The organism is Vibrio rumoiensis (genome assembly GCF_002218045.2).
GTDB lineage: Bacteria > Pseudomonadota > Gammaproteobacteria > Enterobacterales > Vibrionaceae > Vibrio > Vibrio rumoiensis.
In genome coordinates this window covers 940245-955058 of the sequence record NZ_AP018685.1, presented here as the reverse complement: position 1 = coordinate 955058, position 14814 = coordinate 940245, and the positions used below count along the sequence as shown (strand labels likewise).

General features: G+C 44.2%; 12 protein-coding genes and 1 tRNA gene. 4 read left to right on the top strand and 9 right to left on the bottom strand.

All coding sequences use genetic code 11. The features are described from left to right. Window position 1 precedes the first annotated feature (1 nt). The 7 genes from VRUMOI_RS04415 to VRUMOI_RS04380 all read right to left on the bottom strand — a co-directional run bounded on the left by VRUMOI_RS04415 (window position 2) and on the right by VRUMOI_RS04380 (window position 7456). Entirely contained in the window at window positions 2-685 is a 684-nt protein-coding gene (locus tag VRUMOI_RS04415; protein ID WP_089137436.1) for an energy transducer TonB, read from the bottom strand. Between the two features lie 12 nt (window positions 686-697). After that, window positions 698-1105 carry an ExbD/TolR family protein gene (locus VRUMOI_RS04410; protein WP_089137437.1) on the bottom strand — a complete coding sequence of 136 codons (408 nt, stop codon included), beginning with the start codon at window positions 1103-1105 and terminating at the stop codon, window positions 698-700. Continuing rightward, window positions 1102-1647 carry a MotA/TolQ/ExbB proton channel family protein gene (locus VRUMOI_RS04405; RefSeq protein ID WP_089137438.1) on the bottom strand — a complete coding sequence of 182 codons (546 nt, stop codon included), beginning with the start codon at window positions 1645-1647 and terminating at the stop codon, window positions 1102-1104. Before VRUMOI_RS04405 ends, VRUMOI_RS04410 begins: the two co-directional genes overlap by 4 nt. After that, on the bottom strand, window positions 1647-3011 hold the full coding sequence (locus tag VRUMOI_RS04400) for a MotA/TolQ/ExbB proton channel family protein (RefSeq protein ID WP_408646266.1): 1365 nt from the start codon (window positions 3009-3011) through the stop codon (window positions 1647-1649). Before VRUMOI_RS04400 ends, VRUMOI_RS04405 begins: the two co-directional genes overlap by 1 nt. 8 nt (window positions 3012-3019) lie before the next feature. Beyond that, a complete protein-coding gene (locus VRUMOI_RS04395; protein ID WP_089137440.1) occupies window positions 3020-3856 on the bottom strand; it encodes a DUF3450 domain-containing protein in 837 nt (278 codons plus the stop codon). 400 nt (window positions 3857-4256) lie between these two features. Next, window positions 4257-5681, bottom strand: coding sequence for a glutamate--tRNA ligase (gene gltX, locus VRUMOI_RS04385; RefSeq protein ID WP_089137442.1), 1425 nt, complete (start codon window positions 5679-5681; stop codon window positions 4257-4259). A gap of 320 nt (window positions 5682-6001) precedes the next feature. Further along, entirely contained in the window at window positions 6002-7456 is a 1455-nt protein-coding gene (locus VRUMOI_RS04380) for an OprD family outer membrane porin (RefSeq protein WP_089137443.1), read from the bottom strand. Window positions 7457-8045: 589 nt separating this feature from the next. Between VRUMOI_RS04380 and VRUMOI_RS04375 the strand changes: the two genes are divergently transcribed. Both VRUMOI_RS04375 and VRUMOI_RS04370 read left to right on the top strand, forming a co-directional pair. Then, a complete protein-coding gene (locus VRUMOI_RS04375; RefSeq protein ID WP_089137444.1) occupies window positions 8046-10817 on the top strand; it encodes a cation transporter in 2772 nt (923 codons plus the stop codon). A 77-nt stretch (window positions 10818-10894) separates the two neighbouring features. Continuing rightward, window positions 10895-11776, top strand: a complete 882-nt coding sequence (locus tag VRUMOI_RS04370; protein WP_089137445.1) for a TraB/GumN family protein — start codon at window positions 10895-10897, stop codon at window positions 11774-11776. A gap of 74 nt (window positions 11777-11850) precedes the next feature. Here VRUMOI_RS04370 and VRUMOI_RS04365 read toward each other — a convergent pair whose 3' ends face one another. Next, window positions 11851-12363 carry an RNA methyltransferase gene (locus VRUMOI_RS04365; RefSeq protein ID WP_089137446.1) on the bottom strand — a complete coding sequence of 171 codons (513 nt, stop codon included), beginning with the start codon at window positions 12361-12363 and terminating at the stop codon, window positions 11851-11853. 394 nt (window positions 12364-12757) lie between these two features. Then, window positions 12758-12834: transfer RNA gene (locus VRUMOI_RS04360), tRNA-Pro, on the bottom strand. Window positions 12835-13035: 201 nt separating this feature from the next. Here VRUMOI_RS04360 and smrA point away from each other — a divergent pair. Together smrA and rluF are read left to right on the top strand one after the other, a co-directional pair. Further along, window positions 13036-13617 carry a DNA endonuclease SmrA gene (smrA, locus tag VRUMOI_RS04355; RefSeq protein WP_089137447.1) on the top strand — a complete coding sequence of 194 codons (582 nt, stop codon included), beginning with the start codon at window positions 13036-13038 and terminating at the stop codon, window positions 13615-13617. A gap of 112 nt (window positions 13618-13729) precedes the next feature. Beyond that, window positions 13730-14794 (top strand): 23S rRNA pseudouridine(2604) synthase RluF, encoded by a 1065-nt coding sequence (rluF, locus tag VRUMOI_RS04350; RefSeq protein WP_089137448.1) that lies wholly within the window; start codon window positions 13730-13732, stop codon window positions 14792-14794. Window positions 14795-14814: the final 20 nt, after the last annotated feature.

Sequence of the window (14814 nt, the reverse complement as noted above, 5' to 3'; positions counted from 1 at the left end):
ACTACTGGCTGATCTTAAATTCAATTTTAACTTGCTGGCCGGGCTGCTTAACGGCCTTACCACCTTCTATTTGAGGCTGGTATTTCCAGTTTCTCAACGCTTGAACCGCAGGGCGAACAAAGGCTTTCGACGGCTCAGCTTCAACCACTTCAATATCTTCAGGATGCCCCTGCTCATTGATGGTAAATGACATCACCACATAACCTTCAACACGGCGTTTAAGCATACGAGCAGGATAAGTGGGCTGAGCACGATATAAAGGCATCGCTTGCTGTTGCTGACCAACCCCTTGCGAGATGTTATTACTGACATTGATATTCGGCATATTGATCGCCACACCAACATCCGAGAATGCCATGCTCGTATCTAAAGATACTTGAGGGGCTTGTACTGATGGCATGGAAGCAGCAGGCGTCGCAGGCGTTGATAACGCTTGAGGTTGCTCTGGCACTTTCGGCGGTTCTGGCAATTGGCGCATGCGGCGCTGTGAGTCCGAATCTTGCTCTTGCATCACCACATCAAACGCCAGTGGGCCTTGGTCATCGCTTACGCCAGTTTTAACGCTTCCGACCATCCAAGACATAAAGGCAAATAACGCCACGGCGGTGACTAAGCCAAGCGGAATCGCAATCAATAAGCGCAATGATGCGTTCGTCATAGTCTCAGCAGCACGACAATCACTCATCTTTACACCCACTTAAGACTTATCCGCTGTGGCTAAAGCAATCTTGGCAATACCGGCCCCTTTCGCCGCATCCATCACTTCAACCACGGTGCCGTTATACGCATGCTTATCCGCTTGAATCACCAAACTGGCATCCGGTTTATCGATGGCGATTTTTTCTAATGCCGCTTGCACTCGCTCGACATCGACTCGACGTTTATCGATATAAATATCATTGGCTGCGGTTACCGCAATAAAAATACCGGCATCTTTTTGCGCACTGGCATGGGATGCTTGAGGGCGATTCACTTCAACCCCCGATTCATTGACAAATGAACTGGTGACGATGAAGAAGATCAACATGATAAACACAATATCAAGCATTGAGGTTAAATCGACTTGTGCTTCTTCTTTGGCTTTTGTGGGACGAACTAATCTCATTCGCCGCTCCTTAATTGCTGTTCTAAGTGCAGCTCTTTACGAGTCGCCACTTTCACTAAACGAGAATGAGCAAACATTCCGGCTAATGCGGCCACCATGCCAGCCATTGTCGGTAATGTTGCCATTGAAATACCTGATGCCATGAGTTTGGGGTCATTACTGCCTGAAATCGACATCAAATCAAACACCGTGATCATGCCAGTTACCGTACCGAGTAAACCGAGCATTGGGCATAAACTGACCAGCGCTTTGATCAAATCTAAGTGTTGAGTCAGCATCACATGCGCTTGTTGCAGCATGCCTTGCTTTTGTGCCAGCGCGTACCAAGAATCATGTTCGTGACGTTGCTTCCACTGATCGACCCACCCCGCTTTGGCATGACGATAAGACACACTTAAAAACAGAATACGCTCAATAATCAATACCCAGCACAACAGCACGACCGCCGCTAACCACCACAACACTTGCCCACCACGTGACATGAACTCTAAAAGATGAGAATTCATCAGGTCAGGAAATAGAGTGGAAATCCAAGCCAACATTACGCATTAGCTCCGGCTACAACAGCTGATGATAAGTTAGCTTTATCCGACTCAATTTCAGCACGGCGAGCCACTAAACTCACGCCTTGTTTTTCAAGCGTATTGCGAATCACTTCAGCGCGGTTGGAAAGAATATTATGTGCCAACAACAACGGCATCGCCGCGACTAAGCCTAATACGGTCGTGATCAAGGCCATGGAAATCCCCCCCGCCATCACTTTCGGGTCACCATTACCAAATTGAGTGATCACTTGGAAGGTTTCTATCATGCCAGTTACGGTACCTAGCAAGCCCAACATTGGCGCAAGAGCGGCGAATAACTTCAGCATCGACAAACCACGCTCTAAACCTTGTTGTTCATCAAGAATACTTTCTAATAAACGTAACTCTAAAGATTCAACTGACTGCTTTTTCTCTTTGTTATACACATGCAGAATGCGGCCCAGAGGATTATCATCGGTTGGATTATCCGGTTGTTTGAGCTGCTTTGAGATTTGTTGCTGCGCCATCATTAAACGAACGCCACGAACCAGAGCAATGATTAAGCCAATCACTAAAATCGCAATGATAACTTTCCCGACAACCCCCGCTTGATCAATACGTTGCATCAAGGTTGGCTGATGCGCATATTGCTCAAGCATCACGCCACGAGTCGGATCAAGTAACATGGCTTGATTCGCATCTTGCTTAAAGCTTGCCAGAGTTGGCGTATCAGAAGGTAGTGCTAAATAGTTGGACGCTTGCTGACGGGCAAAGTCCCACTTCACATAACCGTGCTCAGTAAGCAAAGCCATATCGCCAATACGCAGAGCATCCACTCGCTGGGTTTTACCATCACCTTGAACAAAAGGAAGTGAAACCGCTGTGACCTCACTGCCGGTTATTACCTTGTATTGCATCGCTTGCCATAGGCCATTCAGCAATTTTAAAGATGGCAGCGTATCGGTGCTGATCACTTTATCTAATGTGGCATTCAACGCTTTACCTTGTTCGCCAAGTAATGAGCTTTCATAGCTTAATTGAACATCTTTGGCGGCCTGACGAACGACGCCAAACAATTCACCTAAGCTGCCAGTTGCCAGTTGAAGCTCTTTTTCTTTCTCTGCCAAGATTTCTTCATTGGCTGAAAAAGTATCGCTCAATTGGGCATTTTCTTGTTCAATTTGTACCAGTTGTTTCGCGAGTTGATCGCGTTTCGCTTGCAGCGCGGCACGTTGCTTAGCACTTAATGCAACACGCTGTTGGTTGTGCGCATTTTCGGTTTGTTGCTCAGCTTTGGCTTTATTATCAAGGCTAGCCAAATCATCAGCTGACGCGCTAACACTGACAATCGCTAAACTGATTGCAGTCATAATAAGAGACAGCAACTTCATTATTTTGTCTCCTGAGTTGAAGAATTAGGCTCGGATACTTGAGTCACAGAAAGCGGTAAATGCAATAAACTTGGCGCTTGTTGCTTATTAGCTAACGCGTAGGCTTGGTTAATATCTGACTTTTGATCCGCTGATACGTCTTGCCATTGTTTTTGAGATTGTGACCACAACCATGCATGTTGCGCATCTTTGCTACGAGCCAGTAACACCACTTTACCGACATACAATAAATCAACTTGGCGAATATCATCTTGGCTTAGCTTAATCTGACCTTCATAGACACCAAGCTTTGAACCGTAGTCTATTTCAATTTGGTAGGCTTCTAGAATTCTACGGTATTTTTCTGCCTCTGAAATATCGGCGCGCCCCATCAAGGTTTTTAGTTCATCAAGACGCTTTTCACGACTCGCCATACGAACTGGAACGCCTTGCTCTAAGGAAGCTTGCAGGCCATCGATCATGTGATACATCAAAGGTACGACCCCTTGACGGGTTTCGGTGATGTTGGTGAGTTGCTCATCAATACTGACTTTTTCAGCTTCTTGACTCGCCACCAACTTCTTCAAGTGAGCTTGGTATAAAGACAGATTATCAATTTGATCTTGCAGGCGCTCAACTTCGGCCTGTAATTGAAAACTTTGATCAGAATTAGCATCAATTTTTTGCTGTGCATTTTGCGCGACTTGATTAGTTTGACGCTCAATATTACGCGCATTGTCTAAAGAGTCGGCTTGAGCTGAAAAGGAAGCCACGGCTATCATCGCTAGCGTAACGCCTTTGAGCTTTACACCTATGCGTGAATCGCAAGAAGGTATGAATGATGATGGAAACTGCATGATTAAGTCCGTTCAATATAAGACGTCGGGTAAACCAACGGATTTTATACCCGTCGTACTTGAGCAGCAGCTTTGTTGTCGCCTCACTGCAACTCCAATGACTTTGTGTATATATCCGAGTAGAGCAACATTCTATACGATAAAAACCCAAAAGTTAATGATAATAATTACCATTAAGAATAAATAATCAAATATAACCTTGATATAAGTCAGGTTAATATAACTTTTATAGAAAAGAGTATCAGTAGAAAGTAAAAAAAAGCCGATCAATCGATCGGCTTTTCATAAGGTGTTTTATCGCAACTTCAACTAACTCAAAGTAATTGAAGTTACAGCGAGGCGACAAGTGATTGAGGCGAGTGAACGCCGTCAACAAAGCTGCCGCTTCAAGTACGAAGGGTTAAGCGTTAGCTTCACGTTCTGCAATGAATGCTAATGCCATTTTGATACGAGCAATCACGCGCTCTTGACCAATTAACTGCATGACTGCATCAACAGACGGAGACTGACCACCACCGGTTACGGCAACGCGAAGTGGCATGCCGATTTTACCCATGCCAATTTCTAACTCTTCACACACTTGTGCTATCACGCCGTGTAAGTTTTCTGTGCTCCAATCGCTCAAAGCTTCTACTTTGCTTAACGCAAGTTCTAATGGGCCTTTCGCTACGCCACGTAGATGTTTCTTGGCTGCGCCAGCTTCAAACTCAGAGAAATCTTCATAGAAGTAGCGAGATTGCTCTGCTAATTCAATAAGAGTATGACAACGTTCGCCAACCAGTTTGATCACATCAGTAATCGCTGGGCCATTCTCGATGTTGATGTTTTGGTTATCTAGGTGCCATTGTAGGTGCTCTGCTACGTACTCAGGCTCTGATGTTTTGATGTAGTGGTTGTTCAACCAAAGTAGCTTATCAGTATTAAATGCAGAAGCGGATTTGCTGATCGCATTCAAGCTGAAGAACTCAATCATTTCTTCACGAGAGAAGATTTCTTGGTCGCCATGAGACCAACCAAGACGCACTAGGTAGTTATTTAGAGCGTTCGGCAAGTAACCTTCATCACGGTATTGCATCACGCTGACTGCGCCATGACGTTTTGAAAGTTTGGCGCCGTCATCACCTAAGATCATTGCACAGTGAGCGAACGTTGGAACTGGCGCGCCTAGTGCTTCATAAATGTTAATTTGGCGAGGCGTGTTGTTGATATGATCTTCACCACGAACCACGTGAGTAATGCCCATATCCCAATCATCCACGACGACACAGAAGTTGTAGGTTGGAGAGCCATCAGTACGACGAATGATCAAATCATCTAACTGGCTGTTAGAAATTTCGATACGGCCACGGATTTGGTCTTCAAATACTACCGAACCTTCTTTCGGGTTACGGAAACGAATCACGCATGGATCGCCATCTTTTGCTGCTTGGTTTACTGCAACAATTTTTGGATGATTAGCATCGTAGCGAGCCATTTCTTTATTCGCTTCTTGCTCGGCACGAATTTCATCAAGCAGTTCTTTTGATGCGTAGCATTTATAGGCTTTATCTTCAGCGAGTAGCTGATCAACCATTTCGTTGTAACGATCAAAGCGCTTAGTTTGGTAGTAAGGACCTTCATCCCAATCCAAACCCATCCATTGCATGCCTTCTAAAATTGCATCCACCGCTTCTTGGGTAGAACGTTCAATGTCGGTATCTTCGATACGTAAAACAAATTCACCGCCTTGGCTTTTTGCGTATAACCAAGAATAAAGAGCAGTACGAGCACCGCCTACGTGAAGATAGCCTGTTGGGCTAGGAGCAAAACGTGTTTTAACCGTCATCAAAATTACCTTATCGAATGTTTTACAAAACAGGTTTTTGACTCACTGCATGGGGAAACCAATACAGTGGCAAAATGTTGGGCACATTCTAGCACCCAATGCTAGGCACTAAAATAGCCAACCCATAAATTGACTCGAACTAATCTCACCTGCGAATAACTAAAATAAGAAAAAGGAAATGCCCGAGAGTCACTTCCTTTTGTTTTGCTACATCATTTAGGATTATCTGAATGAATGGCGGCCACCTTCATTCGGCAAGTGGCCCACGACATAACATCATGAGGCCACTTGGTGTTGCAGTTAACTCAAGACTTCCGTGATTATTTCACAGTGAAAGGAATGGTTAAGGTGACTTTCAAGTCATTTTCATCTTGGAAGGCATTCGAGTACGGTGCCCAGTCGCTGGCATTAGAGTCATTAACATAATGGGTGTAATAAATCCCAAAGTTAGCCCCTTTTAATGCACCATTTTGGATTGAGTAGTATGCAAACGCACTACCTGAGTATTCCACTAGGTCATCAATACCTTGTTGGTCAGAATCCGCACCAAAGGCATACACACCATTTAGACCGACAGTAAAGCCAGGTGCCCCTAGGTCAGAAAAGTCACGTTTTAGCTCTGCGAAGAAGCCTAACTCACCATCATGGTTGAAATCCGAACGGTTATTCCACCAGATGTCATACGCACCATTTGAACCACCATAAGCTTCGGTTAAGCGATACGCCATATTGCCAACATTACCGCGAGTGTCTTCTGAGTCTGCTGAAGTATAGGTACTTTCTAAGCGTAAGGCATATTGACCAAAGGTTTTAGAACTTAAGAAAGCAGCTTGGAATGCCGTTTTATCGTATTGGTTGTCATCATCGACCACATACACTTGTGGAGATACATACCAACCACCATCTGTGGTCATTTTAAATTTCACATGGGCATTTTTACGATCGCCATCGGTTAAGCCAGCATAAGCGACATCCAATAGCATTTTATCGCTAATGGTATAACGCATACCGACTGAGTATGCATCGCCAGCATCTTCAGCATCAGGACCGGTGCCTGTGCGGAAACTGTAATCATGCTTATACCATGGGGCTTTATACGCATCAGCATACACAAAACCTAATGCAACAGGGCCAAAGTTCAAACCGACTTCTCCACCTTCATAGGTACCCGCGGCATAAGACCAGTTAACGCCCATTGCGGTTGGTACGGATGGTTGGAAGTAACCACCACGTGCGATAACGTGCTCACCAAATTTGAATTTAACCGCTGCGGTTTGGAAAGCCGCGCCATTATCGGTACAAGAAGAATCCCACGTACCGGCACATCCTGTATTGGTACCTGGACTCATTTCATAAGGGTTATTAACGTTCCAAAAATTCATTTCATGATCAGGTGAGCCGTTATTCCACATATCAAATGTGCCATATACGTTTAAATCTAAGCCCACGACATCTTTAATATAGCCAGATTTAACATCTAAGCCGGCGTAGATAGAACCATGATCTAGGTTGGTATACTTTGCCGTATCATGGCCATTGGCATCCACTTTGGCGCGGGTACGGTCTCGCATCCAAATATTGATAGCACCGTTAACACTGGCATCTTCAAAAAAACCGCCTTCATACGGCTTCTCTGATACCCCTTCCCCGGCAATAGCTGGGTCATTGGGCGCTACATCATCGGCAGCATATATGACACTTGAATAAGCCGAAGCACCTAATAGTAAAGACGTGACCACACTGCTCAATACTGTCTTTCTAAACGTTGTTTTCATATTTTTCCCCTATTGTTTTTATTTCTCTCAAACAAGCGCTAGCTGGTGAGCTTGCTTGAGAATTTTTCCACGGGGCTAGAATGTCATCTTTTTTCGAGATGAAAATTAAATCAAAGGTAAAATATGAACCTGCTCAACCCGAACATAAGGTGAAAATTTATTTTCCATATAAAACAAATAGATGTAACAAAATAAAAAAACATAAAACAAAACTCAATGCGACACATATCACATCAATTTAGTTATTATTAGCACTATCAAGATCTTCATCACACTCGTTTTATATCCTTTTTGTTTACATGGGTATCCAATGATTAAAAATTTTGAGTTGCCACACAGTTTAATTAACGTCAAAAACGTTAATATATAAAGAATTCAGTTAGTTAACTTGAAAACAATCAATTTTCGATACAAATAAAGTCCCACAGACCACCCTATTCAACTTGCCACTATCGATTTCGAGCCCAACAGTCATGTCGTTAATTGACAACCCTTAAGTAAATAACGCCATAACGATTGCTTGACCCTCCACTTATTGGAAGGTTTATAGTGTTGTTATCGCAACAATAGACGCGTTAAAGAGGATGCTATGACTCAATATCAATTAAAACTTCATGGGCTAAATTGCATGGGTTGTGCCAATAAAGCCCGATCTAAATTGGAAACATTAACCAATACCCAAATAGCCTCGTTAACCCCCACTCAGGCCAATATTCAGACTTCAGCATCTTTAAGTGATATTAACCATGCATTAAGCGAATTGGGTTATCGTGCCGAACAAGTTCTCAACTTTGAGTTAACCGGTTTAAATTGCGGGCGTTGTGTTGCAAAAGTTGAATCCGCATTAACTGATCTTTCAGGTATCAAAAAATTAGAAGTCACTAAACACTCACTACAAGTCGTTGGTGAGGTTGAAGCGCATGAAATCATAGAGGCGATCCATCCGCTCGGCTACCAAGCCAATATCACTCAAGCTTCATCGACTCAGCCTGAACATCCAACCGCTCAAAAGCAAAGGTCAGAGGCGAGCGAATCACAACCAAGTGAGGATAAGGCAATAGACACGCAACCAGAGATTAAAATGGAAGGAGCAACCGCGCTTCATTTTTTGATTTCCGGCATGACATGCGCCAGTTGCGTCTCATCCGTTGAAAAAGCCATCGCTTCGCATCCACAAGTCCATCGCGCGCAAGTCAATTTAGCGGAACAAACCGCCTGGGCCTATCTTGAAGGTCAAGACTGCACGGAACAAGAATCGGAGACTCTCTCTGCACAAATTATTGAACAGGTAAAAACGGCAGGTTATCAGGCAGAACGCATTCAGGATGACGAGCGAATGCGTGAGCAGCAACAAACACAATTTAGCAAAACCCAAAAAGCACACCGTAACAGTGCGATTGCTGGTATTGCAATTGGTGGCCCTTTAATGCTGTGGGGCGTCTTTGGTGGCAATATGATGATCAATAACCCGCAATCACAATGGGCGTGGGGAATGATCGGCATTATTTGTTTAGCTCTACTGACAACTGCTGGCAAACCATTTTTCATCAATGCTTGGCAGGCCCTGACGCATAAACGTGCCACTATGGATACCTTAGTCGCACTCGGCACTGGTGCAGCGTGGCTGTATTCGATGTTGGTCGTAATGGCTCCAAGTTGGTTTCCAGAACAAGCTCGCCATGTGTATTTTGAAGCCAGCGCAATGATTATAGGCTTGATTTCATTAGGTCACTATATAGAAGCAAAAGCCAAAGCAAGAACCACCGATGCGCTACAAGGCCTAATCAATTTACAACCGAAAACCGCGACGCTTTATCAAGACGGCGAGGAAACACAAATCGCCGTCAAAGATATCCAAACAGGTATGCTCGTTCGAGTAAAACCCGGTGAACGTATTCCCATTGATGGTGTGGTTGTCGAAGGTTCCTCTTATCTTGATGAAGCCATGCTCACCGGAGAGCCTATTGCAGCCCTAAAACAAAAAGACGATAAAGTGTTTACCGGCACCATCAACCAAGACGGCAGTTTATTAATTAAAGCCACGATGGTTGGTGAGCAGACTACCCTGGCGCGCATTATTCAGTTAGTTCGCCAAGCTCAAAGCAGTAAGCCTGCGCTAGCGCGTTTAGCCGATCAAATCTCATCGGTATTTGTGCCGGTAGTCATTATGATTGCCATCATTGCTGCAGCAGTTTGGTATCTATTTGGTCCAACGCCACAAGCCAGTTATATGTTGGTTGTGGTAACAACGGTGCTAATTATTGCTTGCCCTTGCGCGCTTGGCCTTGCAACTCCCCTATCGATTACCGTTGGGGTGGGTAAAGCGGCAGAGCTTGGTATCCTAATTAAAGATGCCGAAGTGCTGCAAACTGCCAGCCAAATTCAAACCATTGTCTTTGATAAAACCGGCACGCTAACTCAAGGGAAACCGACGGTTCAAACTATCGTTAACCTGCTTCCAGACTCGACAAAATTATTGCATGATATTTATAAATTAGAATCACAATCGGAGCACCCTTTAGCTCAAGCGGTATGTCGATATATAGAGCAAGCAGATGCCAATATCAAATCAGTTGAAACGAAAGTTGAGCATTACCAAACCGAACGAGGCTTAGGGCTACAAGGTAAAATCAACGGTCATCAATATTGGATTGGTAGTCCACGCTATCTTGAACAAAATCAAGTCGCGTTATCGCCACATAAAGAGGTACTACAGCAACTAGAAAAGAATACTGAAACCCCGATCTTAATTGCTCAAGACGGAAAATTAGTAGCCATTATTGGGGTATCCGATCCCTTGCGAGATGAATCAAAACAGACGGTCTCTCAATTACAGAAAATGGGCATCGAAGTGGTGCTGTTGTCGGGCGATCATCCATCAGTCGCACAGGCAATTGGTAAGAAATTGGGCATTGATAAAGTCATCGCTGGCGTTCTGCCCGATCAAAAAGCGCAGCATATTAGTTCGCTGCAACATTCAGACCAAGGAAAACGAGTGGTAGCCATGGTCGGTGATGGTATTAATGATGCACCTGCGTTAGCTCAAGCCGATGTAGGCATTGCAATGGGAAGCGGCTCTGATATTGCGATAGAAAACGCCAATATGACGTTACTTAAATCCTCACCACTCGCGGTGGTGCATGGCATTGAATTATCTAAAGCCACCGTCAAAAATATCAAACAAAACTTACTAGGGGCCTTTTTATATAACAGCCTCGGTATTCCTGTTGCGGCAGGTGCGTTATACCCAGTGTTCGGTATCATGCTGAGCCCAGTGGTAGCAGGTGCGGCAATGGCACTGTCATCCATCACCGTGGTGAGTAATGCCAATCGCTTGAGGTTATTTAAACCAAAACAGTAATTGATAGAGAGTAGTATGCAGAGATATTCCGCATGCTACTCTATGCTTAGATTAATGTTATGACCTAAAAGGCTGATATGAAAAACTGGCGTCCTCTTCTACTTTCTTTATTGTCACTGCCCTCTTTGTTGTTTGCGACAACAAGTCATGCCGAACCATTGGTTTGGAAAGCGACCAAAGGACAACAACAATTAATGCTGATCGGTACCATTCACCTTGGGCACAAAAGTATGTACCCGCTGCCAGAAGTATTAGAACAATTTTTAAAAACCAGTGATGGATTAGTATTAGAAGCCAACCTTGAAGAAGGCATGCCACAAATAAACTTTGATGGTGTCACACTCACCAAGCAAGTACTGACTTCCGAGCAAAGAAAGCAACTTGAAACAACCGCAAAACACCTCAAACTCGACCCGATAGTGTTACTCAATTTACCGCCTTGGTTAACCGCAGTCAGCATTGAAAATCAAACCTTTGAATCGCTTGGTTATGACGCCAGTGAAGGGGTAGATCAGACCATACAAAAACAAGCACAAGCATTAAAAGTCCCAGTACTCACTTTTGAAACCCTTGCCCAACAACTTGATGTATTGCAGAACCTACCTGATAACGGAAAAAGCTTATTACTTGATGCAATCAGTGAGCAAGGACAACAAAATGAAGATATTTATTCGTGCATGATTCAAAGCTGGCAAGATGGCGATCAAGACAACTTACTCGAACTACTCGAAACATCTGAATGGGATCAGCAAACCAGTGATGATCTACTGTATAGCCGTAACCAAGATTGGATAAAAAAAATCACTGACCCATCGTTTTTATCTCCGACAGGTCACTATGTTATTGCGGTCGGTGCCTTGCATTTAATCGCCGAACAAAACTTGATTCAAGCACTGACTGATCACGGTTATCACGTTACTCAGGTCACCACCAGCAGCGACAGTTATTGCCCGCTTTAACCCATACCCATCGAATTTGAAGTTGCAGCTTTGTTGACTGCAACTCCAATGACTTTAGGTATATTTTAAAGAAATTAAACAACTTGCAGTTTATTGCGATTATCACGACTTTTACGGATCAGATCGTCGCCTTGTTCTACATTCGACGATTTAGCCAAGCGGTCATACAACAAGACATTCACCGTGGCGGCTAGGTTCATACATCCCACTGTTGGCACATAAACAACGGCATCCGCCTTTGATACCACAGCTTGATCGATGCTGCCATCTTCGGGGCCAAACACGTATAACGCTTTTTCTGGGTGAACAAATTCCGGTAGAGAAATCGCGCCTTCCGCTAATTCAACACACACGATCTTGGTCTCCGCATCCAAGCCTTGCAGCATGTCATCGACCCCATCAAGTGGAATATGACGGGCAGCACTTTTGGTATCAGTATGAAACTTAGCTGCTTTTTCATATCGCACCCCCGTATAACGCACTGCATCTGCGCGATAACAACCCGCGGCACGCATCACAGCGCCAACATTAGACGGGCTTTTAGGGTTGGTTAAACCAATCGTAATATGAGAATTTAAACTAGGCATGAAAAGTATCTGGTAGAAAAAAGTGGCGGAATAATAGCAGAAGCTCGTGTCTCGTGTCTCGTGTCTCGTGTCTCGTGTCTCGTGTCTCGTGTCTCGTGTCTCGTGTCTCGGAGGGAGGTTGTTTTTAATAAGAATGATTGTCAATAATTCAAATGAAAAAACGCGCCATGCTGTAGAGCTGTTTTGAGGAAAGGGTTGCTGAAGAGCCAAGATTCTAACATCAAGCGCCCCCCGATTAGCAGGGGCTTAAATGCAAAAAAGCCGCATCATTTCTGATACGGCTTCTTCAAAAGTGCTCGGTGAAGAGCCAAGATTCTAATTTCAGGCGAACCCCCAATTAGTCGGGGCTTAAATGCAAAAAAGCTCCGCATTTCTGCGGAGCTTTTTTTAAAAGTGGTCGGTGAAGAGGGATTCGAACCCCCGACCCTCTGGTCCCAAACCAGATGCGCTACCAAGCTGCGCTATTCACCGAGATTCATGTCAGCAATGTGTCGCTGAATGAGCTGCGTATATTACGGATTTTATTAGTAAGTGCAAGGGGGTAAGAACAATTATTTTGTGATTTTAAAAAAATAATGTTCGTTTGCTGTTTTTATAATCAGATGTGATTCCCATATCACTCTCGGTCGTTATAATTTGATTATAACTAACTCCCATCAAGTGGTGATTATGATGACAGACGATAACGACTTAGACTTATTTCAACAAATGATGGGCGATGTTAAACCGATAAAACAAGACACAACCATTCGTATCAAAGAGCGTACTATCACTGAGGCTCACCTAGCCAGACGTCAAGCTGCCGTATCGTTAGCTGAAGAATATGACGAATACTTATCGCTCGATAATGCCCCAATGCTCAAACCGGATGACATTTTAGAATATAAAAAAGATGGCGTACAAGACGGCGTGTTCCGCAAACTACGTCTCGGCAAGTACCCTATTACCGCTAAACTCGATTTACATCGCCGCACGTTAGAGCAAGCTCGAGAAGATGTGGTGTCATTTTTGCGCCAAGCTCAGCGCTTAGATACTCGCAGTGTGTTGATTGTTCATGGCAAAGGTGAACGTTCCAATCCACCAGCCTTAATGAAAAGCTACTTAGCAGCCTGGCTTGAACAAATTTCCGATGTAATGTGCTTTCACTCTGCGCAACCTTTTCATGGAGGTAGTGGCGCGGTGTATGTTCTGATCAAAAAAAGCCCTGAAATGAAACTGGATAACCGTGAGCGGCACCAAAAACGCATGAGTTAACTGCTGTCTCTTTTTCATGCAAGCTGCTAAACTCTGCCCACTTTAACGCTCAACCTAACAATTTTCATTTTTTTGGTGAGCATTCCGTTGTGAAACGTCAAAAGAGATCACTATGACCAATCAAACTTCTGCTATTCGTCTTAATAAATTCATCAGCGATTCTGGTTTTTGCTCGCGTCGCGAAGCCGACAAACTTATCGACCAAGGCCGTGTCACGATCAACGGCATCGTTCCTGAAATGGGCACCAAAGTGCTACCGGGTGATGATGTGCAAGTGGATAACAAGCCGATTAAGACCAAAGAAAAGCCTATCTATATCGCACTCAATAAGCCAACGGGCATTACCTGTACCACCGAGCGCCATGTGGAAGGTAATATCGTCGACTTCATTGGTCACCATAAACGTATTTTCCCGATTGGCCGTTTAGATAAACCCTCAGATGGTTTGATTTTTATGACCAATGATGGCGACATCGTGAATAAAATTTTGCGTGCGGGTAACTCACACGAAAAAGAATATGTCGTACGTGTCGATAAACCCATCACCGAAGAGTTTATTGCCAAAATGGGCGCTGGTGTCGATATTTTGGATACCACAACTCTACCTTGTAAAGTAAGCAAGGAAACCGATTTTTCATTCCGTATTACCTTAACTCAAGGCTTAAACCGTCAAATTCGCCGTATGTGTGAAGCTTTGGGTTACGATGTTTATAAGCTCCGTCGCGTTCGTATCATGAACATCACTATTGATGGCCTGCCAAATGGTAAATGGCGTTACTTGACCGATGCGGAAGTCGCTGAAATTCATGCCATGATTGAAGGTTCTGTCGGTACACAAGAAGCCTCAATGGTAGCAGCAGATGGACAAATCATTGCCAAGGCAACGGATGCCAAACTGCACGATGCACGTATACAAGCTAAGGCTGAAAAAGAACGTGAATTTGCTCGCCAACGTGAAGCCGATAGTCAACCTCAGTTTAAAACCTACCGTGGTAAAGGTGAATTCGAGCGTAAACCGCGAGCTAAAGGTAAAGAAGGCGAGCGTTCTGGTGGCAACCGTGCTCGCAACCAAGATAAGCCGAAAGCAGCGGGTTCAAGTAAACCAAACGCTAGCAAAGGCTCTCGCTTTGGTAATTCAAATAGCAGCACCATCAAAAAATGGACACCGAAAAAGTAACCATTTGATCGATACTCCGG

Excerpts from the sequence above, each read along its gene's own strand:
- VRUMOI_RS04415 (WP_089137436.1), bottom strand. The coding sequence starts at position 685 with ATGAGTGATTGTCGTGCTGCTGAGACTATGACGAACGCATCATTGCGC.
- VRUMOI_RS04410 (WP_089137437.1), bottom strand. The coding sequence starts at position 1,105 with ATGAGATTAGTTCGTCCCACAAAAGCCAAAGAAGAAGCACAAGTCGAT.
- VRUMOI_RS04405 (WP_089137438.1), bottom strand. The coding sequence starts at position 1,647 with ATGTTGGCTTGGATTTCCACTCTATTTCCTGACCTGATGAATTCTCAT.
- VRUMOI_RS04395 (WP_089137440.1), bottom strand. The coding sequence starts at position 3,856 with ATGCAGTTTCCATCATCATTCATACCTTCTTGCGATTCACGCATAGGT.
- gltX (WP_089137442.1), bottom strand. The coding sequence starts at position 5,681 with ATGACGGTTAAAACACGTTTTGCTCCTAGCCCAACAGGCTATCTTCAC.
- VRUMOI_RS04380 (WP_089137443.1), bottom strand. The coding sequence starts at position 7,456 with ATGAAAACAACGTTTAGAAAGACAGTATTGAGCAGTGTGGTCACGTCT.
- VRUMOI_RS04375 (WP_089137444.1), top strand. The coding sequence starts at position 8,046 with ATGACTCAATATCAATTAAAACTTCATGGGCTAAATTGCATGGGTTGT.
- VRUMOI_RS04370 (WP_089137445.1), top strand. The coding sequence starts at position 10,895 with ATGAAAAACTGGCGTCCTCTTCTACTTTCTTTATTGTCACTGCCCTCT.
- VRUMOI_RS04365 (WP_089137446.1), bottom strand. The coding sequence starts at position 12,363 with ATGCCTAGTTTAAATTCTCATATTACGATTGGTTTAACCAACCCTAAA.
- smrA (WP_089137447.1), top strand. The coding sequence starts at position 13,036 with ATGACAGACGATAACGACTTAGACTTATTTCAACAAATGATGGGCGAT.
- rluF (WP_089137448.1), top strand. The coding sequence starts at position 13,730 with ATGACCAATCAAACTTCTGCTATTCGTCTTAATAAATTCATCAGCGAT.